This window comes from Streptomyces sp. NPDC008121 (assembly GCF_042957155.1).
GTDB lineage: Bacteria > Actinomycetota > Actinomycetes > Streptomycetales > Streptomycetaceae > Streptomyces.
Genome location: NZ_JBIBHT010000007.1, coordinates 91,842 through 111,943, shown reverse-complemented (window position 1 = coordinate 111,943; position 20,102 = coordinate 91,842). Strand labels below are relative to the sequence as shown.

The 20,102-nt window shown below is 72.5% G+C and carries 19 protein-coding genes; 14 read left to right on the top strand and 5 right to left on the bottom strand.

Features of this window, described 5'->3' with window-relative positions:
- The first annotated feature begins 248 nt into the window (after window positions 1–248).
- The 5 genes from ACFZBD_RS23220 (at window position 249) to ACFZBD_RS23200 (ending at window position 4,712) form a co-directional block, all read left to right on the top strand.
- A complete protein-coding gene (locus tag ACFZBD_RS23220; protein ID WP_391142505.1) occupies window positions 249–1,361 on the top strand; it encodes a PfkB family carbohydrate kinase in 1,113 nt (370 codons plus the stop codon).
- Between the two features lie 165 nt (window positions 1,362–1,526).
- Window positions 1,527–2,549: a PhoH family protein gene (locus ACFZBD_RS23215; RefSeq protein ID WP_391142502.1), complete on the top strand. Its 1,023-nt coding sequence runs from the start codon at window positions 1,527–1,529 to the stop codon at window positions 2,547–2,549.
- 12 nt (window positions 2,550–2,561) lie between these two features.
- Window positions 2,562–3,059: an rRNA maturation RNase YbeY gene (ybeY, locus tag ACFZBD_RS23210; protein WP_391142500.1), complete on the top strand. Its 498-nt coding sequence runs from the start codon at window positions 2,562–2,564 to the stop codon at window positions 3,057–3,059.
- Between the two features lie 16 nt (window positions 3,060–3,075).
- Entirely contained in the window at window positions 3,076–4,362 is a 1,287-nt protein-coding gene (locus ACFZBD_RS23205) for a CNNM domain-containing protein (RefSeq protein WP_391142489.1), read from the top strand.
- Complete coding sequence (locus tag ACFZBD_RS23200) at window positions 4,359–4,712, top strand: MmcQ/YjbR family DNA-binding protein (protein WP_391142487.1); 354 nt, start codon at window positions 4,359–4,361, stop codon at window positions 4,710–4,712. The genes ACFZBD_RS23205 and ACFZBD_RS23200 overlap by 4 nt, the downstream gene beginning before the upstream one ends.
- A 98-nt stretch (window positions 4,713–4,810) precedes the next feature.
- On the opposite strand, the gene ACFZBD_RS23195 is transcribed toward ACFZBD_RS23200, so the two are convergent.
- A complete protein-coding gene (locus ACFZBD_RS23195) occupies window positions 4,811–6,217 on the bottom strand; it encodes an MFS transporter (protein ID WP_391142484.1) in 1,407 nt (468 codons plus the stop codon).
- 157 nt (window positions 6,218–6,374) lie between these two features.
- Between ACFZBD_RS23195 and ACFZBD_RS23190 the strand changes: the two genes are divergently transcribed.
- The 7 genes from ACFZBD_RS23190 (at window position 6,375) to era (ending at window position 12,624) form a co-directional block, all read left to right on the top strand.
- The gene (locus ACFZBD_RS23190) at window positions 6,375–7,196 is read left to right on the top strand and encodes a helix-turn-helix domain-containing protein (protein WP_391143324.1); all 822 of its coding nucleotides are present in this window, start codon (window positions 6,375–6,377) and stop codon (window positions 7,194–7,196) included.
- A gap of 118 nt (window positions 7,197–7,314) precedes the next feature.
- Window positions 7,315–8,046, top strand: coding sequence for a hypothetical protein (locus tag ACFZBD_RS23185; protein ID WP_391142481.1), 732 nt, complete (start codon window positions 7,315–7,317; stop codon window positions 8,044–8,046).
- Between the two features lie 27 nt (window positions 8,047–8,073).
- Window positions 8,074–8,436 (top strand): cytidine deaminase, encoded by a 363-nt coding sequence (locus tag ACFZBD_RS23180; protein ID WP_391142479.1) that lies wholly within the window; start codon window positions 8,074–8,076, stop codon window positions 8,434–8,436.
- Window positions 8,437–8,632: 196 nt separating this feature from the next.
- Complete coding sequence (locus ACFZBD_RS23175) at window positions 8,633–9,106, top strand: hypothetical protein (RefSeq protein WP_391142476.1); 474 nt, start codon at window positions 8,633–8,635, stop codon at window positions 9,104–9,106.
- Window positions 9,107–9,347: 241 nt separating this feature from the next.
- The gene (locus ACFZBD_RS23170) at window positions 9,348–10,682 is read left to right on the top strand and encodes a beta-xylosidase (RefSeq protein WP_391142474.1); all 1,335 of its coding nucleotides are present in this window, start codon (window positions 9,348–9,350) and stop codon (window positions 10,680–10,682) included.
- Between the two features lie 28 nt (window positions 10,683–10,710).
- Window positions 10,711–11,652 carry a WxL protein peptidoglycan domain-containing protein gene (locus ACFZBD_RS23165; RefSeq protein WP_391142472.1) on the top strand — a complete coding sequence of 314 codons (942 nt, stop codon included), beginning with the start codon at window positions 10,711–10,713 and terminating at the stop codon, window positions 11,650–11,652.
- Window positions 11,653–11,673: 21 nt separating this feature from the next.
- Complete coding sequence (gene era, locus ACFZBD_RS23160; protein ID WP_391142470.1) at window positions 11,674–12,624, top strand: GTPase Era; 951 nt, start codon at window positions 11,674–11,676, stop codon at window positions 12,622–12,624.
- Window positions 12,625–12,653: 29 nt separating this feature from the next.
- Here the strand turns inward: era and ACFZBD_RS23155 are convergent, their stop codons facing one another.
- Window positions 12,654–12,917, bottom strand: a complete 264-nt coding sequence (locus tag ACFZBD_RS23155; RefSeq protein ID WP_391142467.1) for a protealysin inhibitor emfourin — start codon at window positions 12,915–12,917, stop codon at window positions 12,654–12,656.
- 47 nt (window positions 12,918–12,964) lie between these two features.
- Complete coding sequence (locus tag ACFZBD_RS23150; RefSeq protein ID WP_391142465.1) at window positions 12,965–14,059, bottom strand: M4 family metallopeptidase; 1,095 nt, start codon at window positions 14,057–14,059, stop codon at window positions 12,965–12,967.
- Between the two features lie 292 nt (window positions 14,060–14,351).
- Between ACFZBD_RS23150 and leuA the strand changes: the two genes are divergently transcribed.
- Both leuA and ACFZBD_RS23140 read left to right on the top strand, forming a co-directional pair.
- Complete coding sequence (gene leuA / locus ACFZBD_RS23145) at window positions 14,352–16,109, top strand: 2-isopropylmalate synthase (RefSeq protein WP_391142462.1); 1,758 nt, start codon at window positions 14,352–14,354, stop codon at window positions 16,107–16,109.
- Between the two features lie 287 nt (window positions 16,110–16,396).
- Complete coding sequence (locus ACFZBD_RS23140) at window positions 16,397–17,089, top strand: TerB family tellurite resistance protein (protein WP_391142459.1); 693 nt, start codon at window positions 16,397–16,399, stop codon at window positions 17,087–17,089.
- A gap of 2 nt (window positions 17,090–17,091) precedes the next feature.
- Here ACFZBD_RS23140 and ACFZBD_RS23135 read toward each other — a convergent pair whose 3' ends face one another.
- The gene (locus tag ACFZBD_RS23135) at window positions 17,092–18,585 is read right to left on the bottom strand and encodes a LuxR family transcriptional regulator (protein WP_391142456.1); all 1,494 of its coding nucleotides are present in this window, start codon (window positions 18,583–18,585) and stop codon (window positions 17,092–17,094) included.
- 132 nt (window positions 18,586–18,717) lie between these two features.
- On the bottom strand, window positions 18,718–20,097 hold the full coding sequence (locus tag ACFZBD_RS23130; RefSeq protein WP_391142453.1) for an FAD-dependent oxidoreductase: 1,380 nt from the start codon (window positions 20,095–20,097) through the stop codon (window positions 18,718–18,720).
- Between the last annotated feature and the right edge of the window lie 5 nt (window positions 20,098–20,102).

Here is a 20,102-nt window from a genome sequence, read left to right as displayed (position 1 = left end):
CAAGGGACCGAGGCCCGGGAGAAGCCGGGACCACTCTCCCGGTGTGTGATCTGAGTCACAATGGGTTTGGTGGTCTGTTCGAGGGGTAGGCGTGCCCGTTTTCCCGATGCTCACAGGAGGCGTTTCCCCCCTTCCTCGGCCCCGACGGCGGACGGCGTCCTCCGGCCCGTTCCTGGCGCCGTCACCCCCGCCACCCGACCCCCATCAGGCACACTGAGCTGATCCGCACCACGACCGGGGAGCCTGCCGTGACCACAGCAAGGGGAGACCAGCAACACGACGCCGGAGTCGACCCGTTGGTCGGCCTGCGCCAGCCCGACGATCCCGACTGCGACGTCTTCCTCACCGGAACGGTCTTCCTCGACATCATCTTCACCGGCCTCGACAGCGCCCCCGTCCGCGGCACCGAGTCCTGGGCCCGGGGCATGGGCTCCAGCCCCGGCGGCGTCGCCAACATGGCCACCGCCCTCGCCCGCCTCGGCCTGCGCACCTCCCTCGCCGCCGCCTTCGGCGACGACCACTACGGCGAGTACTGCTGGGACGCCCTGGAGCAGGGCGAGGGCATCGACCTCTCGCTCTCCCGCACCGTCCCCGGCTGGCACTCCCCGGTCACCGTCTCCATGGCCTACGAGGGCGAACGCACGATGGTCTCCCACGGCCACGAGGCCCCGCCCCTGGACGGCGCCCTGCCCGCCTACCCGCCCCACGCCCGCGCCGCCGTCGCCTCCCTCGTTCCGGGACGCGCCGAGGAATGGGTCGCCCAGGCCGCCCGCGGCGGCGCCAAGGTCTTCGCCGACGTCGGCTGGGACGACACCGGCCGCTGGGACCTCGCCGGGCTGACCGACCTGGAGCACTGCGAGGCGTTCCTGCCCAACGCCCAGGAGGCGATGCGCTACACCCGCACCGACTGCCCGCGCGCCGCCGCCCGCACCCTCGCCGACAAGGTCCGCTACGCCGTCGTCACCCTCGGCGCCGACGGCGCCTACGCGGTCGACGGCGCCACCGGCGAGACCGCCGAGGTCCCGGCCATCCAGGTCTCCGCCCTCGACCCCACCGGCGCCGGCGACGTCTTCGTGGCCGGCTTCGTCACCGGAACCCTCGCCGACTGGCCGCTCGCCGACCGCCTGGCCTTCGCCGGACTGACCGCCGCCCTCTCCGTCCAGGAGTTCGGCGGCTCGCTCTCCGCGCCCGGCTGGGGCGAGGTCGCCGCCTGGTGGCAGCACGTCCAGGGCCACGTCTGCCAGGACCCGGAGGCGCTGCGCGGCCGCTACGCCTTCCTCGAACGGCTGCTCCCGGCCACCGCCCGGCCCTGGCCCCTGCGCCGCGCGGTCCCCACGATCGGCTTCCGCCGCAGCGCCTGACCTGCGCGGGCGGCCCGCGCGGCCCCGGCGTCCTCCCGGCCCGGCGCACCGCCCGGAGAAAAGGCTTCGGCCTTGTCACCCCCAAGTCGTAGGCTTGGTCTCCAGAGGTTGTCGAGCGGCGAGAACCCTGCAACGGGAGGTATGTGCAGGCCACAGTGCCGGCCCATGACTCAGACACCCACATCCCGCAATGGCGCGCCGGGCGAGGCCCGCGCCCACTTCAGCGTCCCGGCCAAGCATCCGATGGTGACCGTCCTCGGCTCCGGTGACGCGCTCCTGCGCGTGATCGAGAACGCCTTCCCCCGGACCGACATCCACGTCCGGGGCAACCAGATCAGCGCGGTCGGCGAGGCGGCGGAAGTCGCGCTGATCCAGCGACTGTTCGACGAGATGATGCTGGTGCTCCGCACCGGGCAACCGATGACGGAGGACGCAGTGGAACGCTCGATCGCCATGCTCAGGGCGAGCGAGAACGGCTCGACGGAGGCAGGCCAGGAGACTCCGGCCGAGGTGCTCACCCAGAACATCCTCTCCAGCCGCGGCCGCACCATCCGCCCCAAGACGCTCAACCAGAAGCGCTATGTCGACGCCATCGACAAGCACACGGTCGTCTTCGGCATCGGCCCGGCCGGTACCGGCAAGACGTATCTGGCGATGGCCAAGGCGGTCCAGGCCCTGCAGTCCAAGCAGGTCACCCGGATCATCCTGACCCGCCCGGCCGTCGAGGCCGGCGAGCGCCTCGGCTTCCTCCCCGGCACGCTCTACGAGAAGATCGACCCGTACCTGCGGCCGCTCTACGACGCCCTGCACGACATGCTGGACCCCGACTCGATCCCGAAGCTGATGGCCTCGGGCACGATCGAGGTGGCGCCCCTGGCCTATATGCGTGGTCGCACCCTGAACGACGCGTTCATCATTCTGGACGAGGCGCAGAACACCAGCCCCGAGCAGATGAAGATGTTCCTGACGAGGCTCGGCTTCGACTCGAAGATCGTCATCACCGGCGACATCACCCAGGTCGACCTCCCCGGCGGCACCAAGAGCGGTCTGCGGCAGGTGCAGGACATCCTCGAAGGCCTCGACGACGTCCACTTCTCCCGGCTCACGTCCCACGATGTCGTCCGGCACAAGCTCGTCGGCCGTATCGTCGACGCGTACGAGCAGTACGACAGCCGCAACGGGAAGTAGACCAGCCGCACCATGTCGATCGACGTCAACAACGAGTCCGGAACCGAGGTCGACGAGCAGGCGATCCTCGACATCGCCCGCTACGCCCTCGCCCGGATGCGCATCCACCCGCTCTCCGAGCTCTCGGTGATCGTCGTGGACGAAGGGGCCATGGAGCAGCTGCACATCCAGTGGATGGACCTCCCCGGGCCCACGGACGTCATGTCCTTCCCGATGGACGAGCTGCGTCCGCCGTCGAAGGACACCGAGGAGCCCCCGCAGGGGCTCCTCGGCGACATCGTGCTCTGCCCCGAGGTCGCCAAGAAGCAGGGCGAGGACGCCCCCACCCAGCACTCCATGGACGAGGAGCTGCAGCTGCTGACCGTCCACGGCGTGCTGCACCTCCTCGGCTACGACCACGAGGAGCCGGACGAGAAGGCCGAGATGTTCGGTCTCCAGGCGGCCATCGTCGACGGCTGGCGCGCGGAGAAGGGCCTCACCGGCCCGTCCCCCGCCCCGACCGTCTCCTGAGGCCGCGCGGTATCCGATGAACGCCTCGCTGATCTTCGGCGCCGTCGCCCTCGTCATCGTCGCCTGGCTCGCCGCCTGCGCCGAGGCGGGCATCGCCCGCGTCTCCAGCTTCCGCGCCGCCGAGGCCGTACGGTCCGGCCGGCGCGGCGCCGACAAGCTCACCCAGGTCGCCTCCGACCCCACCCGCTACCTCAACGTCGCGCTCCTCGTGCGCGTCTCCTGCGAGATGGCGGCCGGCGTCCTCGTCACCTACGCCTGCCTGGAGGAGTTCCCCCGGACCTGGGAGGCGCTGCTCATCGCCATAGGCGTGATGGTGCTGGTCTCGTACGTCGCCGTCGGCGTCTCGCCCCGCACCATCGGCCGCCAGCACCCGCTGAACACGGCGACCGCCGCCGCGTACGTCCTGCTGCCGCTGGCCCGGATCATGGGCCCGATCCCGCAGCTCCTGATCCTCATCGGCAACGCCCTCACCCCCGGCAAGGGCTTCCGCAAGGGCCCCTTCGCCTCCGAGGCGGAGCTACGGGCCATGGTCGACCTCGCCGAGCAGGAGTCGCTCATCGAGGACGACGAGCGCCGCATGGTGCACTCCGTCTTCGAGCTCGGCGACACCCTGGTCCGCGAGGTGATGGTGCCGCGGACCGACCTGATCTGCATCGAGCGGTTCAAGACCGTCCGCCAGGCCCTCACCCTCGCGCTGCGCTCGGGCTTCTCGCGGATCCCGGTCACCGGCGAGAACGAGGACGACATCGTCGGCATCGTGTATCTGAAGGACCTGGTCCGCAAGACGCACATCAACCGCGACGCGGAGGCCGATCTGGTCTCGACGGCGATGCGGGCGGCCGCGTTCGTGCCGGACACCAAGAACGCCGGCGACCTGCTGCGGGAGATGCAGCAGGAGCGCAACCACGTCGCCGTCGTCATCGACGAGTACGGCGGCACGGCCGGGATCGTCACCATCGAGGACATCCTGGAGGAGATCGTCGGCGAGATCACCGACGAGTACGACCGCGAGCTGCCGCCGGTCGAGGAGCTGGGCGACGACCGCTACCGCGTCACCGCCCGCCTCGACATCGGCGACCTCGGCGAGTTGTACGGCCTCGGCGCGGACGAGTACGACGACGAGGACGTGGAGACGGTCGGCGGCCTCCTCGCCAAGGCCCTGGGCCGGGTGCCGATCGCCGGCGCCAAGGCGGCCGTGAAGCTCCCCGACGGCCGCTCGCTGCGGCTGACCGCCGAGTCCCCTGCGGGCCGCCGGAACAAGATCGTCACCGTCCTGGTGGAACCGGAGGAGAGTCCGGCATGACCCCCGACGAGCTGCGCGCCTTCTGCCTGGACTTCAACGACGCGACGGAGGAGTTCCCCTTCACCCCGGAGACCTCCGTCTTCAAGGTCGCCGGGAAGGTGTTCGCGCTCTCGGCGCTGGACGCGGAGCCGCTGCGGATCAACCTCAAGTGCGAACCGGAGGAGGCGGAACGGCTCCGGGAGGAGCACCCCGCCGTCGTCCCCGGCTATCACATGAACAAGCGCCACTGGAACACGGTGACCGTCGGCGGGCTGCCGGACCGGATGGTCCGGGAGCTCGTCGAGGACTCCTACGACCTGGTGGTCGCCGGCCTCCCCAAGGCGGCCCGCCTCCGCCTGGACCGGCCCTAGGGGGCGTTTGTGTCGATCTTGCCGGTGTCTGATCGGCACACCCCCTAGCACCGGAAGGTCCCGCCCGGGCCCGAGGCCGCCTCCGGGAGGCGGCCCCGCTACGCCCGCCGGCGCAGGCCCGCCGCCACCAGCAGGGCCGTCGCCAGGACGACCGCCGCGTCGACGGCGAGGACGGTACGGACACCCCCGTACAGCTCCCCGCCGGCCGTCGCGAGGGAGCCGAGGAGCGGGATGCCGATGGTGAGGCCGACCTGCTGGGTCGTGGTCACCAGGCCCGTCGCCAGGCCCTGCTCGTTGTCCGGGACGCCGGAGGTGACGGTCAGGCCGTACGAGATGATCGCGCCGAGGTGGCACATGGACGCCAGCGAGACCGCGACGGTCGCCAGGACCACGCCCGAGCCGGTACCGATGCCCAGGAGGGCGGCCGTCAGGACGCCCTGACCGGCGAGGGAGGCGACGAGCGTGCGGCGGGCGCCGAGCCGGCCGATCACCTTCGGGGCGAGGGTTCCGGCCAGGACCGACAGCGCGCCCTGCACGCCGAAGACGAGGCCGGTGGCGAAGGCGGAGAGCCCCAGCGTCTCCTGGAGGTACAGCGTCAGGACGAAGACGACCGCCGACATCATCGAGAAGGTGACCAGACCGCCGAGGTTGCCGAAGGCGATCGTCCGCCGCCGCAGCATCGGCAGCGAGACCAGCGGGGCCGGGTGCCGCGACTCGACCATGCCGAACGCCACGAGCAGCAGCACCCCCACGACCAGGGCGGCCAGGACGTCCGCCCCGCCGAAGCCGCGCTCCGCCGCCGTCGACAGGGCGTAGATCAGGGCCAGCAGTCCGCCCGTGACGGTCACCGCGCCCGGCACGTCCAGCCGGGGCCGCTCGGGGTTGCGGGACTCGGGCAGCAGGCCCGGCGCCAGCGGCAGCACGACCGCGGCGAAGAGGGCGAGCAGACCCATCGTGGAGCGCCAGCCGAGCGTGTCGGTCATGACCCCGCCGAGGAGCATGCCGACGGTGAAGCCCAGCGAGAGCAGGGTGCCGGAGATGCCGAGCGCCCGGTCCCGCAGCGGCCCCTCGGGGAAGGTGGTCGTCAGCAGCGACATGCCGGCCGGGACGATCGCCGCCGCGCCCAGGCCCTGGAGGGCGCGGGCGGCGAGGAAGGCGCCCGGGCCCCAGGCGAGGGTGGCGAGCAGCGAGGCCGCGCCGAAGAGCGCCAGCCCGCCGAGGAACAGCCGGCGGCGGCCGTAGAGGTCGCCGATCCTGCCGAAGAGCAGCAGGAAGCCGCCCGCCGGCAGGGCGAAGGCGGTGACCGCCCAGGTGAGGGCGGAGCGGCCGAGGCCGAGGTCCGCGCCGAGCACCGGCAGCGCGACGTTCAGAACGGAGAAGTCGAGCGCCACCATGAACTGGGCGGCGCAGAGGACGAAGAGGATCAGCCGGGAGCGGCCGGTCAGCGCCGGGGGCGTCGCGGCGGGTCGTGGCGGGGCGGCCGGGGACGGGGTCAGGGTGGTCATGGCCCCACCCTCGGCGCGCGGGAACAACGGTGGGGAGCGGGTACTTATCCTGTTGGTCGTACCACCAGGCGTTCCGGGGGAGGAAGCAGACGTGGCCACTGCGGTGGAGGGCACCGACGCCAAGACGCGGCGACTCGCCGAACTGCGCGGGTTCCTGATGAGCCGTCGGGTCCGGATCAGCCCCGCGGAGGCGGGCCTTCCGGACGGCGGTGCCCGGCGCCGCACGCCCGGCCTGCGCCGTGAGGAGGTCGCCGTCCTGGCGGGGGTGGGCGTCTCCTGGTACCAGTGGCTGGAACAGGGCCGGGACATCACCGTCTCCCCGCAGGTCCTCGACGCCGTCGCCCGGGTGCTGCGGCTCTCCCCGGCGGAGCGCCGCCATCTGTACGCCCTGGCCGCGCTCAACCCGCCCGCGCCGGAGGCCGATCCGGAGGCCCGGGACATGTGCCAGGGGCTGCGGCGGCTGATCGACGCGTGGATGCCGTTCCCGGCGCACATCATGGACGCGTACTGGAACACGGTCATGTACAACGACGCCGCGGCGATCGTGCTCGGGATGCGGCCGGGGATCTCGCAGAACTGCCTGATCGCCTTCTTCACCGACCCGCTGTACCGGTCGCGGATGGGCGGCTGGGAGCGGCTCGCGCCCCGGGTCGTCGCGCAGTACCGGGCCGCCTGCTCGGACCGTCCGGAGGACGACGGCTTCCGCGCGGTGGTCGAGGAGGCGAAGGAGGCGAGTCCCGAGTTCGCCGCCCTGTGGGAGCGGCGGGACGTCATGCCGGGCGGCCAGGTCCGCAAGGAGCTGGAACATCCGCTGGTCGGCACGCTGGTGGTCGAGTCGACCCAGCTCAGGGTCCCGGCCCGGCCGGACCTGGTGATCGTGATGCACACGCCGCTGGCGGAGGCGGACACGGAGGCGAAGCTGGAGTGGCTGGTCTCCCCGGAGGGCCGTCGGGGGGCGATGTTCCCGCTGGCGGGCTGAACGGCGACCCGCGCACAGGAATTTCACATGATCCGTATATTCTCCACCGGTCCGATCATCGCGGCGCGGTGATACGGGATCCTCCGCTCACCCTCGTCACCCCAAGGGGTACTTCCTCATGCGCACTCGCCTTCGCCACGGCCTCGCCGCGGTCCTCGCCGTCTCCGCGCTCTCCCTCACCGCCGCGTGCGGTGGCGGCGAGGCCAAGGACGACACCAAGAAGGCGGCGGACAAGCCCTCGGCCGGGCAGACCACGTCCGCCGAGCCCACCGCGCCTGCCGCCGCCGTGCCCCTGACCGCCGCGCAGATGAAGGCCGCGACGCTGGCGCTGACCGACCTCCCGTCCGGCTGGCGAACCTCCGCCGGCCCGGACACCCCCGAGCCGAAGGCGGACAAGCCCGAGTGCCAGCCGCTGGCCGGTGTGGTCGCCCAGAAGATCTCCGGAGCGACGATGGGTCCGTCCCCCGACTTCGAGCGCGGCAACGCCGAGAGCGTGCTCAGCACGGACGTCTTCACCTACCCGGCCGACGGCGCCCGCGACTTCGTCACGTCCATCGGCACCTCGCTGGACACCTGCAAGGGGTTCGCCGCCGACCTCCAGGGCATGAAGATGGACGTCACGTTCGAGAAGCTCGCCGGCCCGAAGGCCGGTGAGGAGTCGCACGCCTTCCGGCTGAAGATGAAGCTGGCGACCGTCGCCATGACCGTCGAGTCGAACATGATGGTCGTCCGGCAGGGCACCGGTGTCGCCAAGATCGTCCACGTGCCGGCGAACGCCTCCGGCCACAAGGACTTCGACGGCCTGGCCAAGCTCGCCGCCGACAAGTTCGTCAAGGGTGCGCAGAGCTGACCCCGTCCCCCGACCTATGCTCGGGGCATGACACTCAACCGCGAGCACGGCGACCTCGGCGCCGAGGACCTCAAGATCATCACGCTGGCGCGCAGCGCCCGCGCCCGCAACGGTGTGCCGGAGGGCGCGGCGGTACGGGACGAGACCGGGCGGACGTACGTCGCCGGGACCGTGGCCCTGGAGTCGCTCCGGCTGAGCGCGCTGCAGACCGCGGTCGCCATGGCGGTGGCCAGCGGGGCCCGGTCGCTGGAGGCCGCCGCCGTCGTCTCGACCGCCGACGCCGCCTCCGACGCGGACCGCGCGGCGGTACGGGACCTCGGCGGGCCCGAGACCCCGGTCCTGCTCGCCGGCCCGGACGGGCACCTGCGCGTGGCGGTCACCGCGGGCTGAGGCCGAGGTGCGAGGAGAGGGCCCGGCGTGATGCCGGGCCCTCTTTGCGCGCTTGTGAAGAATCACCGGACATTCTCTTGCCTTCCCCGGCCCGTTGCGCATCAATGAACAGCGGTCCGACCGACGGACCGTCAGTTCTTCGTCCTCACGCAGCGCCCGCACCCCTGCGTGCTCCATCGGGAAGGGGTACGCCCTCATGAGAGGCAGCAACTTAGGAATCGGCGCGGTCCTCGCGGGAGCTCTCGCGGTGACCGGACTCGCCTTCGCCCCGGCGGCCGCCGCCGTGACGCCGGGCACCGCGACCGCCACGTACGACTGCGGGTTCTGGGGCGGCGGTCTCGCCACCCTCCAGGCCACGCAGAGCGGCACGGCCGCGACGATCACGCTCACCTCGGCCGTCACCACGCCGGTCGCGGTCGGCGTCGACCAGATCAACGCCAAGCTGACGATGGCCAAGGCGGGCGGCGGCACCCGCGTCTTCAGCGGCAAGAAGAACCCGGCACTCGGGGCCGGCCAGGCCGTCACCATCGGCCCCCTCGCGGGGACCGTGGCCACCGGTGACAGCCTCAACTCGTACTTCGCCGGCACCGCCCTCACGATGACGATCTTCGGCATGACGGTGAACTGCGACGCGGTCACCTCGCAATCGCCCGGCCCGTTCGTCTTCTAGCGCCACCAACCGGGCCACCACCCGGGTCACCACCCCGGAGCGCCATCCGGAGCACCACCGCCCGCCCCCCACCGGCGTCGCCCCAGGCGGCGCCGGTACCTGTGTTGACCTGCTCGAACGGGTCCCCACGCACCGATCTTGACAGGAACTGATGGGTCATCAGGCGATGCGTCGCGCTTCCCTTGACTTCTCTCGGCGCGCGGCCGTCAATGGCGCCCTCTCATCCCTCAGGAGGGGCCCCATGGCATGTCACACCCGGACCCGAAGACGGCGCTGGACCGCCGCCGTCGGCGTCATCGCCCTCGCGCTCGCCACCGGCGGGGCGCTGGCCGCCCCCGCCGGCGCCCTGGCGACCGCGTCCCAGGCGGTGGACTTCCCCACGCACTGCGTCCCGCCGCCGATCGCCGGCATCCCGCCCATCGACGGCACCACGACCGCCCAGATCACCGTGGACAAGCCCACGCCCAAGGTCGGCGACACGGTCACCGTCACCTACAAGGTCACCAAGCCGGCCGCCTCCAACCCGGTCGACCTGGCCCTCCCCGCCGACATCATGACCCCGTCAGGCAAGGTCGTCCTCGGCGGCGCCCAGACGGGCGCCGTCACCGTCACCGGCCCCAAGAAGAACGACCCCGTCCCCGGCAAGGGAGCCTTCCCGCCGTTCTCGATGACCGGCACGTTCACGGTCACCGCGCCCGGCTCGATCACCCTCTCGCCCGGCGACTACAACATCCACACCAGCTACCTCATGGAGCTGGACACCCCCTGCACGGTCACCGACCCGCCCGCCCCCGTCTCCGAGACGATCACGGCGAGCACCCAGCCCGGGGCCAACGAACGGAACCTCCAGCTCGACAGCGCCTCCGGCGCGCCCGGAGTCCGGGTGACCGTCACCGGCGCCAAGTTCTCCCCGCTCGCCGAGGTCACGGTCGTCGGCCGGGCCGGAGCGGCGGAGACCGCCGACCGGATGACCGTCACCACCGACAGCGAGGGCGGCTTCGCCGCCCGCCTGAAGGTGAACGACAAGGCCACCACGGGGATCGTGGCGTACGAGGGCACGGCCTGGGACCCGGACAAGGGCGCAGGACCGGCCGCGTACACCGTCGTCGACGACACCCCGCAACCGCCGAACAGCCAGCGGCTGACGGCGGCGGTCACCGCCGGCGAACTGTCGATGACCCAGGCCGGGGACGCCGTGCAGCTGTCGTCCGTCGACTTCGGACGGGGCGGCGCGGCCACCGGCGACCTGCGGACGGTGACGGTGAAGGACTTCCGCGGCGGCCCCGCGGGCTGGTCCCTGACCGGCAAGGTCACCGACTTCACCGGCCCCGGCGGCTCCCTCGGCGCCGGAGCCCTCAGCTGGACCCCCGCCTGCACCACCAAGGCGGGCAGCCCCAGCACCTGTGTCCCCGGCTCGGCGGGCACCGTCGGCGGCGGCGGGGCGACCCTCGCCTCCACCCCGAACGGCGCGCTCACCGGCGGCGAGTTCACCGTCGACGCCAAGCTCTCGCTGGACGTCCCGGCCTTCACCGCCCCCGGCGCCTACTCCGGAGTCCTGACGCTGACCCTGTCCTGACCCCGGGCGAGACAAGGAGTTCCGCACCGTGCGCAAGCTGTACGTACTCCTCCTGGCCGCCGTGCTGCTCACGCTCGGCGGCCAGGTCCCCGCCCAGGCCGCCGAGAACGGCGAGTGGGCCGTCTACCCGGCCGCCTCCCGGCTGGGCAGCCGCCCCTACTTCTACCTCTCCGCCGACCCCGGCACCACGGTGACCGACCAGGTCACCGTCTCCAACAAGACCGGCGCCCCGCTCACCTTCCGGATCTACGGCGCCGACGCCTACAACACCGAACGCGACGGCGGCTTCGCCGTCCGCACCCAGCAGGAGAAGCAGACCGGCCCCGGCGCCTGGATCACCCCCCGGCGCACCCGGATCACCGTCCCGGCCCGCTCCTCCGTGACCGTGCCCTACACCCTCACCGTCCCCGCCGACGCCGAACCCGGCGACCATCCCGGCGCCGTCGTCGCCCTCGACGAGCGGATCGCCGCCGCCGGCGGCGGGGTCGCGGTCGGGGTGCGGCGGGCCGTCGCGGCGCGCGTCTACCTCCGGGTCACCGGCCCCACGGTCCCCGCCCTCGCCGTCGAGGACGTCACCCTCGCCCAGGACCGGCCCCTGATCCCCGGCGCCGGCCCGAGCAGCGCCCTCGTCTCGTACACCCTGCACAACCGCGGCAATGTCACCCTCCACCCGCGGGTCGCGCTGCGCGCCGAGGGGCTCTTCGGCCGCACCCTGCTCGACCGCGACCTGGCGCGGATCCCCGCCGAGCTGCTGCCCCGGCAGAAGATCCGCCTGACCGAGCGGTGGACGGGATCGCCGCAGCTCGACTGGGGCGAGGTGACGCTGACGGCGACGGCGAAGGACGTCCGGGAGTCGGCGCGGGTCTCCTTCCTCGCGCTGCCGTGGCTCGCCGCGGCGACCGTGCTCACCGGGGGAGCGGCCGCGCTGTGGGCGCTGTGGCTGCGACGCCGGCGGGCTCCGCGTACGTGACGGGCTCCCGCATCGGGGAGAATGGCCTCCATGAGCGCTCGTAACCCAGAATCCGAAGCCGTCCACCGGGCCGGCTTCGCCTGCTTCGTAGGCCGCCCCAACGCGGGCAAGTCCACTCTCACGAACGCTCTGGTCGGCCAGAAGGTGGCGATCACCTCCAACCGGCCCCAGACCACCCGGCACACCGTCCGGGGCATCGTGCACCGCCCGGACGCCCAGCTGATCCTGGTGGACACGCCGGGTCTCCACAAGCCGCGCACGCTCCTCGGCGAACGCCTCAACGACGTCGTGCGCGCGACGTGGGCGGAGGTCGACGTGATCGGCTTCTGTCTGCCCGCCGACCAGAAGCTCGGCCCCGGCGACCGTTTCATCGCCAAGGAGCTGGCCGGGATCAAGAAGACCCCGAAGGTCGCGATCGTCACCAAGACCGACCTGGTCGACTCGAAGACCCTCGCCGAGCAGCTCATCGCCATCGACCAGCTCGGCAAGGAGCTGGGCTTCGAGTGGCAGGAGATCGTCCCGGTCTCCGCCCTGGGCGGTCAGCAGGTCCAGCTCGTCGCCGACCTGCTGATCCCGCTGCTGCCCGAGTCCCCGCCGCTCTACCCCGAGGGCGACCTCACGGACGAGCCGGAGCAGGTGATGGTCGCGGAGCTGATCCGCGAGGCCGCGCTCGAAGGCGTACGGGACGAGCTGCCGCACTCGATCGCCGTGGTGGTCGAGGAGATGATCCCCCGGGAGAACCGCCCCGCCGACCGGCCGCTGCTCGACATCCACGCGAACGTCTACATCGAGCGCCCCAGCCAGAAGGGCATCATCATCGGCCCGAAGGGCAGCCGGCTGAAGGAGGTCGGCATGAAGTCCCGCAAGCACATCGAGGCGCTCCTCGGGACCCCGGTCTTCCTCGACCTCCACGTCAAGGTCGCCAAGGACTGGCAGCGGGACCCGAAGCAGCTGCGCAAGCTCGGCTTCTAGGGCACCTGCTACGGCCCGCGGCGAAGGCGTCAGGCGCCCTCCTTCAGGACCCTCCTGATGAGGGCGCGCTGAGCCTCGGTCACGTGCGGGTCCCCGCACCGGACCGTCTCGCCGTCGATTGTGATCTCGTACGAGAAACCGTCCGGCACCCCCCGGCCGTCGTCCGTGTCCCCGCCGAGGACCGCGACGGCCAGGGTGTGCCATTCCACCGCGTCGGGCAGGGCCGAGGTGTCCACCTCGGCCGCCCGCTCGATGCCCGCGAAGCCGCCGGTACGCCGCACTCGAATCCGCATGCGTTCTGTCTACCAGTCCGCGCGCCGCCGGTCCGCCGGTCCGCCCGTCACTCCGTCGGCACGCCCACGGCCGTCCACGCCTTCAGGACGGCCTGGATCTCCGGCCCGTCGCCGTACCGCGCCTTCGCCGCCTTCGCGGTGGCGCGGGCGAACTCGCCGAACCGCGTCTCGGGGGTGAGCCCCCCGCCCGTCATCACGTCGTACCAGATCTGCCCCGGCCGCTCCCAGGCGTGGCCGCCCAGCTCGGTCGCCGTCAGATAGAAGGCGTGGTTCGGGATGCCGGAGTTGATGTGCACCCCGCCGTTGTCCTGGCTGGTGCGGACGTAGTCGTCCATGTGGCCCGGCTGCGGGTCCTTGCCCAGCACGTCGTCGTCGTACGCCGTGCCCGGCGCCTTCATCGAGCGCAGCGCGGTCCCCTGGACGTCCGGGTGGAACAGGCCCGCCCCGATCAGCCAGTCGGCGTCCGCGGCGCTCTGGCCGAGGGTGTACTGCTTCACCAGCGAACCGAACACGTCCGAGACGGATTCGTTGAGCGCGCCGGACTGGCCGAAGTACTCCAAGTTGGCGGTGTACTGCGTGAAGCCGTGGGTCAGCTCGTGGCCGATGACGTCCACGGGGAGCGTGAAGTCGAGGAAGATCTCGTCGTCCCCGTCGCCGAACACCATCTGCTCGCCGTTCCAGAAGGCGTTGCCGTAGTTCTCGTCGTAGTGGACCGTCGCGAGCAGCGGCAGGCCGGCGCCGTCGATCGAGTCGCGGCCGAAGGCGTCGAGGAAGAGACCGAAGGTGGCGCCGAGTCCGGCGTAGGCGCGGTTGACGGTGGCGTCGGCGGTCGCCTCGCCGCCCTCGCCGCGCACCTCGACGCCCGGAAGGGCGGTGCGGCGCTGCGCGTCGTACACCGTGCGCCGCGGCCGGGGCCGCACGGCCGGCGGTGCGGACTCACTGGGGGCGGGGGGTGCGGGGGAGGTGAGGTTCGCGGTCAGGCCGCGGCCGGTGCGGTGCCGGGCGTCCGCCATGAGGGTGTGGCGGGCGGCGCTCGCGACGGCGGGGTTCTCGCTGCGGGCCAGCTTCTCCAGAAGGTGCGGGGGCACGATCGGGCAGAAGACGGGGCGGTGCTGCGCGTGGGTCTGCGCGGGGCTGGTCATACCCCGCAATGTCGCACTCCGTGACCTCACTGTCACGAGGTGAGACGATGATTGGCGAAATGGGATGATGGTCACTCTTTGGGCTTGACGCCCCGACCGTCCCGCATACTGAAACGGGACGTCCGCCTCCACCGTCCCTGAGCTAGGCTGCGGCACATCATGCGTTTCGGGCTGCTTCTCCTTAGCTGCCGCGGCGAGGGCCTGTAGTCGTAGGCCGACCCCCTCCCCGCGGGACCTGGTGTTGCGTTCGACAGTCGGCCGTCCCCCGCTGGACCCCGAGGAGCCCCGCGCCATGTCTCAGCCCGTCGGCCGCCCGACGCCCGTCACCAACGCCACCCGGATGCAGAAGCCGTCCGGGATGCCGATCCACAAGTACGGCCGCTACGAAGCCGTCCACATCCCCGACCGCACCTGGCCCGAGCAGCGCATCACCGAGGCCCCCCGCTGGCTGTCGACCGATCTGCGCGACGGCAACCAGGCGCTGATCGACCCGATGAGCCCCGCCCGCAAGCGCGAGATGTTCGACCTGCTGGTGCGCATGGGCTACAAGGAGATCGAGGTCGGCTTCCCGTCCTCCGGCGACACCGACTTCAACTTCGTGCGCTCCATCATCGAAGAGGGCGCGATCCCGGACGACGTCACCATCTCCGTCCTGACCCAGGCCCGCGAGGACCTGATCGAGCGGACCGTGGAGTCCCTGGTCGGCGCCAAGCGCGCCACCGTCCACCTGTACAACGCCACCGCCCCCACCTTCCGCCGGGTCGTCTTCCGCGGCTCGAAGGAGCAGATCAAGCAGATCGCCGTCGACGGCACCCGCCTGGTGATGGAGTACGCCGACAAGCTGCTGGGCGACGAGACCGTCTTCGGCTACCAGTACAGCCCGGAGATCTTCACCGACACCGAGCTGGACTTCGCCCTGGAGGTCTGCGAGGCGGTCTGTGACGTCTGGCAGCCCGAGGAGGGCCGCGAGATCATCCTGAACCTGCCCGCCACCGTGGAGCGTTCGACGCCGTCCACGCACGCGGACCGGTTCGAGTGGATGTCCCGGAACCTGACGCGCCGCGAGCACATCTGTCTGTCCGTGCACCCCCACAACGACCGCGGTACGGCGGTTGCCGCAGCCGAGCTGGCGATCATGGCGGGGGCCGACCGCATCGAGGGCTGCCTGTTCGGCCAGGGCGAGCGGACCGGCAACGTCGACCTGGTGACCCTGGGGATGAACCTGTTCTCGCAGGGCGTGGACCCGCAGATCGACTTCTCGCAGATCGACGAGATCCGGCGCACCTCCGAGTACTGCAACCAGATGGAGGTCCACCCGCGCCACCCCTACGCGGGCGACCTGGTCTACACCGCCTTCTCCGGCTCCCACCAGGACGCCATCAAGAAGGGCTTCGACGCCATGGAGGCCGACGCGGCCGCCGCCGGCAAGACCGTCGACGAGATCGAGTGGGCGGTGCCGTACCTGCCCATCGACCCCAAGGACGTCGGCCGCTCCTACGAAGCCGTGATCCGGGTCAACTCCCAGTCCGGCAAGGGCGGCATCGCGTACGTCCTGAAGAACGACCACAAGCTGGACCTGCCCCGCCGGATGCAGATCGAGTTCTCGAAGATCATCCAGCAGAAGACGGACACCGAGGGCGGCGAGGTCACCCCGGCCGCGATCTGGTCGGTCTTCCAGGACGAGTACCTGCCGAACCCGGACAACGCCTGGGGCCGCATCCAGCTGCGCTCCGGCCAGACCACCTCCGACACGGACGGCACCGACACCCTGACCGTCGAGGCGGTCGTGGACGGCGTCGACACCGTGCTGACCGGCTCCGGCAACGGTCCGATCTCCGCCTTCTTCGCCGCCCTGCAGGCGATCGGCGTGGACGCCCGCCTGCTGGACTACCAGGAGCACACGATGAGCGAGGGCGCCTCCGCGCAGGCCGCCTCGTACATCGAGTGCGCCATCGACGGCCAGGTCCTGTGGGGCATCGGCATCGACGCCAACACCACCCGCGCCTCCCTGAAGGCGGTCATCTCGGCCGTCAACCGCGCCGCGCGCTGACCCTCCGTACGGGCCGCCGCGCACCGATCGAATCCGGCCAGGTCTGTGCGGCGCCGCAGGTCCTCCCGGCCCGCCGGGCCTGGCCGGCGGCCGGGCGGGTGACCGGGAAGCGGTCGGTGGAGCGCCTGTTCCGGGCCTCGTGCGCCCCTTCGGGGCGGGCGGGGCCCGTGGCGCGTCTCGGCCATGTCGTCGGCGATCTGCCGACGAGGTGCTGACGTCACATCACGGATGTGGCTAACATCACGCCCACGTCGGCAGTGTTGCCGTGTCGTTAAGGGAGGTGCGACGTGCGGTCTGTCCGAGAGTCACGTGGTCGCAAAGTGGGCGTCTGCGGCATTCGTACTTCCTGGAACACCGTCGGGGACGGCGAGTTCTTCTGCGAGGAGTGCGGCGGCGACCGCAACTACCGGCGCCGTACCGGCCGTCGGCGGTTCGCGGTCCTGGGAGTCCCGGTGCTGCCCCGCGGGCACACCGGCCCGGTCGTGGAGTGCGCCGCCTGCCACACCCACTTCGGTACGGAGGTGCTCGACCACCCGACGACGAGCCGCTTCTCCGCGATGCTGCGGGACGCCGTGCACACCGTCGCCCTCGCCGTCCTGGCCGCCGGCGGCACCTCCTCCCGTACGGCGGTGGACACCGCGGTCTCGGCGGTCCGCGCCGCCGGGTTCGACGAGTGCACCGCCACCCAGCTCACCGACCTCGTCGAGGCGCTGGCCGCCGACACCGGCCGCTTCCTGCCGGACGTGGGCAGCGGGGGCGCGGCGCTCGCCATCGAGCTGCACGAGGCCCTGGAGCCCCTCACCCCGCACCTGGCCGCCTCCGGCCGCGAGACGATCCTGCTCCAGGGCGCCCGGATCGCCCTCGCCGACGGGGCGTACAGCCCGGCGGAGCGGGACGTGCTCTGCACGGTCGGCAACGCCCTGGCCCTGTGCGCGGACGACACGGCCCGCCTGCTGACGACGGCACGCACCCTGCTCTGACCTCAGGCGCCCGCCTCTCCGAGGCGGGCGGCCGCCCGGGCCGCGTCCGGGACGGCGTCGAGGGCCTCGAAGGTGCTCCGGGCGGCCGTGAGCTGCCGGCGGGCGGCCTCCTCGTCACCCGCCGCGCGTTCGGCGGCGGCGAGCAGCATCCGGGCCCGCGCGGTCCCGTAGGGCACGGGCAGCTCCCGCCACCGGGCGAGGGCCCGGCGCAGCGTCGGCAGCGCGGGTTCGCCGAGGGCCAGGGCCAGGGCGCCGCGGGCGGTCCCGGCCATCGCGACCAGGAGCGGCGCGCCGTCGGCGAGGGCCGTCAGCTCGGCGGCCGCCCGCGCCGCGTCGGCCGGGTCCCCGACGGCGAGCGCCACCTCCGTCCGCGCGGCGAGCAGCCCGGCCCGGCCGAGGAGGTCGTGGAGCGGCACCTCCCGGCAGGCCTCGGCCAGCCGCAGCCCGGCCACCGCCGCGTCCGTCCTGCCCTGCGCCAGCCGGAGCAGCGCGAGCCCCGGCTGGGGGACGCGGCCCAGGTCGTGGGCGTGGGAGTACGCCATGACGGCGTCGTCGAGCCGCCCCTGCCGACGCCGGATCTCCCCGGCGGCGTAGTGGGCCGCGGCGGCGGCCTCCGCCTCGTCCGGCAGCACCTCGGCGCAGGCCCGCCCGGCCTCCGCCTCGGCGAGCCCCCACTCCCCGAGCAGGTCGAGCACCTCCACCCGCCGCACCCGGCAGACTCCCCGGAACGGATTGACCACCCGGCCCGCCCCCACGCCGCCCCCTTCCGGGGCCGGGGGCGGCCCGGGGGAGGAGCACCAGGCCATCGCCGCGTCCGTCCAGCGCATCGCGCGCGGGAGGTCCGCCGCCTGGAGGCAGTGGGTGAGGGCGAGAGCGTAGAGCCGGCCGGTGGTGAGGCCGGACAGGGCGCCCGCCGTCACCGGGCCCATCGCCTCGTCCAGGAGCGCCAGCCCGCGGGCCCTGCGGCCGTTCACCAGCAGGACCGCCGCGTGGACCCGGAGGCTCTGGGCGATCAGGTCCGGGCTGCCGGAACGGCGGGCGGCCCGCTCCATCCGCCGCGCCGCGGCGAGCGCGGCGGCCGGGTCGTGGTGCGCCTGCGCCTCTTCCGCGTCGCTCCACGCCGGATAGCACTGCTCGGGGCCGTCCGAGGCCTCCTCCAGGAGGTGGCGGGCGCGGTGCAGCCAGCCGGCCGCCGCCGCGGGCCGTCCCATCCTGCGGTACGCGTACGCGAGCCACCAGGCGGCCCGCCCCGCGCCCCGCCGGTCACCGGCCGCCGCGTACCCCGCCTGGGCCCGCAGCCGGGCCGCGACGGACTCGTCGACGCGCCCCGTCCACCAGGCGGCGTCGGCGAGGACGTCCAGGTCGTTCGGGCCGAGGGCGGCGGACGGGTGGAGGTCGGCCTCGCGCAGCAGGGCGTACGCCTCGGCCCAGGATTCCCGGGCCCCCGCGCCCCGCGCCCGCTCCAGGACCGGCACCTCGTCGACGGGGACGGCCATCGCCGCTCACTTCCCTTCCCGTCCTCCCAGGGTAGGAGCGCCCGCCGGCCCGCGCCCCTCACACGGGTCCGGGCCCGACCCGTCGCCTGCGCGTACGTGTCGGGCCCGGACCGGCCGTCAGGTGGGGTGCCGCTACTGGGGCGGGGTGACCGCGTTGCTCGCGCGGAGCATGTCCTCGCGCTCCACGATCTTCACGCGCTCGCGGCCCTCGGCCTCGCCGAGCGCCTTCTCGGCGGCGTCCAGGGCGTACCAGCCGTCCCACGTCGTGTACGTGAGGCCCTTGCCCTCCAGGAAGGCGACGACCGCGTCCGTCTCCGGGGTCTCGGGGGTGAGGAGCCGGCCGTTCGCGAAGTCGTCGAGCAGGTTCGCGACCGTCTCGTTGGCGTCGCCCTTGGTGTGGCCGATGAGGCCGACGGGACCGCGGCGGATCCAGCCCGTGACGTACGTCGACGGCATGGGCGCGCCGCTCTCCTCGATGACCCGGCCGCCCTCGTCCGGAACGGTGCCGGAGATGGTGTCCCAGGGCAGCTTGGGCAGCTCGTCCGAGAGGTAGCCGACGGCGCGGTAGACGGCCTGGACGTCCCAGTCGGTGGTGGTGCCGGTGCCCTTGACGTTGCCGGTGCCGTCCAGCTCGGTCCGCTCGGTGCGCAGTCCGACGACCTTGCCGTCCTCGCCGAGGATCTCGGCCGGCGACTCGAAGAAGTGCAGGAAGAGCTTGTGGGGGCGGTCGCCGACGTCGCGGATCGCCCAGTTCTCCAGCGTCTTGGCGACCATGTCGGTCTGCTTGTTCTTGCGGCGCTCGGCGATCGAGCCCTCGTCGTAGTCGATGTCCTCGGGGTTGACGATGACCTCGATGTTCGGCGAGTGGTCCAGCTCGCGCAGCTCCATCGGGCTGAACTTGGCCTGCGCGGGGCCCCGGCGGCCGAAGACGTGGATCTCGACGGCCTTGTTGGCCTTGAGGCCGTCGTAGACGTTCGGCGGGATCTCGGTCGGCAGCAGCTCGTCCGCCGTCTTGGCGAGGATGCGCGCGATGTCGAGGGCCACGTTGCCGACGCCGAGCACGGCGACCTTCTCGGCGTGCAGCGGCCAGGTGCGCGGCACGTCCGGGTGGCCGTCGTACCAGGAGGCGAAGTCGGCGGCGCCGTAGGTGCCGTCGAGCTCGACGCCGGGTATGCGCAGCTCGCGGTCGGCCATGGCGCCGGTCGAGAAGACCACCGCGTCGTAGAACGCCCGCAGGTCGTCCAGGTGCACGTCGGTGCCGTAGTCGATGTTGCCGAAGAGGCGGACCTGCGGCTTGTCGAGCACCTGGTGCAGGGCGTTGATGATGCCCTTGATCCGGGGGTGGTCGGGGGCGACGCCGTAGCGGATCAGGCCGAAGGGAGCCGGCATCCGCTCGAAGATGTCGATCGACACGCCCGGCTCGGCGGCGGCCTCGGACTTCAGCAGCGCATCGGCGGCGTAGATTCCGGCGGGGCCGGCGCCGACGATCGCGACCCGGAGAGGGCGGGGCATGTCAG

Excerpts from the sequence above, each read along its gene's own strand:
- ACFZBD_RS23215 (WP_391142502.1), top strand. The coding sequence starts at position 1,527 with ATGACTCAGACACCCACATCCCGCAATGGCGCGCCGGGCGAGGCCCGC.
- ybeY (WP_391142500.1), top strand. The coding sequence starts at position 2,562 with ATGTCGATCGACGTCAACAACGAGTCCGGAACCGAGGTCGACGAGCAG.
- ACFZBD_RS23205 (WP_391142489.1), top strand. The coding sequence starts at position 3,076 with ATGAACGCCTCGCTGATCTTCGGCGCCGTCGCCCTCGTCATCGTCGCC.
- ACFZBD_RS23200 (WP_391142487.1), top strand. The coding sequence starts at position 4,359 with ATGACCCCCGACGAGCTGCGCGCCTTCTGCCTGGACTTCAACGACGCG.
- ACFZBD_RS23195 (WP_391142484.1), bottom strand. The coding sequence starts at position 6,217 with ATGACCACCCTGACCCCGTCCCCGGCCGCCCCGCCACGACCCGCCGCG.
- ACFZBD_RS23190 (WP_391143324.1), top strand. The coding sequence starts at position 6,375 with ATGAGCCGTCGGGTCCGGATCAGCCCCGCGGAGGCGGGCCTTCCGGAC.
- ACFZBD_RS23185 (WP_391142481.1), top strand. The coding sequence starts at position 7,315 with ATGCGCACTCGCCTTCGCCACGGCCTCGCCGCGGTCCTCGCCGTCTCC.
- ACFZBD_RS23180 (WP_391142479.1), top strand. The coding sequence starts at position 8,074 with ATGACACTCAACCGCGAGCACGGCGACCTCGGCGCCGAGGACCTCAAG.
- ACFZBD_RS23175 (WP_391142476.1), top strand. The coding sequence starts at position 8,633 with ATGAGAGGCAGCAACTTAGGAATCGGCGCGGTCCTCGCGGGAGCTCTC.
- ACFZBD_RS23170 (WP_391142474.1), top strand. The coding sequence starts at position 9,348 with ATGGCATGTCACACCCGGACCCGAAGACGGCGCTGGACCGCCGCCGTC.
- era (WP_391142470.1), top strand. The coding sequence starts at position 11,674 with ATGGCCTCCATGAGCGCTCGTAACCCAGAATCCGAAGCCGTCCACCGG.
- ACFZBD_RS23155 (WP_391142467.1), bottom strand. The coding sequence starts at position 12,917 with ATGCGGATTCGAGTGCGGCGTACCGGCGGCTTCGCGGGCATCGAGCGG.
- ACFZBD_RS23150 (WP_391142465.1), bottom strand. The coding sequence starts at position 14,059 with ATGACCAGCCCCGCGCAGACCCACGCGCAGCACCGCCCCGTCTTCTGC.
- leuA (WP_391142462.1), top strand. The coding sequence starts at position 14,352 with ATGTCTCAGCCCGTCGGCCGCCCGACGCCCGTCACCAACGCCACCCGG.
- ACFZBD_RS23135 (WP_391142456.1), bottom strand. The coding sequence starts at position 18,585 with ATGGCCGTCCCCGTCGACGAGGTGCCGGTCCTGGAGCGGGCGCGGGGC.
- ACFZBD_RS23130 (WP_391142453.1), bottom strand. The coding sequence starts at position 20,097 with ATGCCCCGCCCTCTCCGGGTCGCGATCGTCGGCGCCGGCCCCGCCGGA.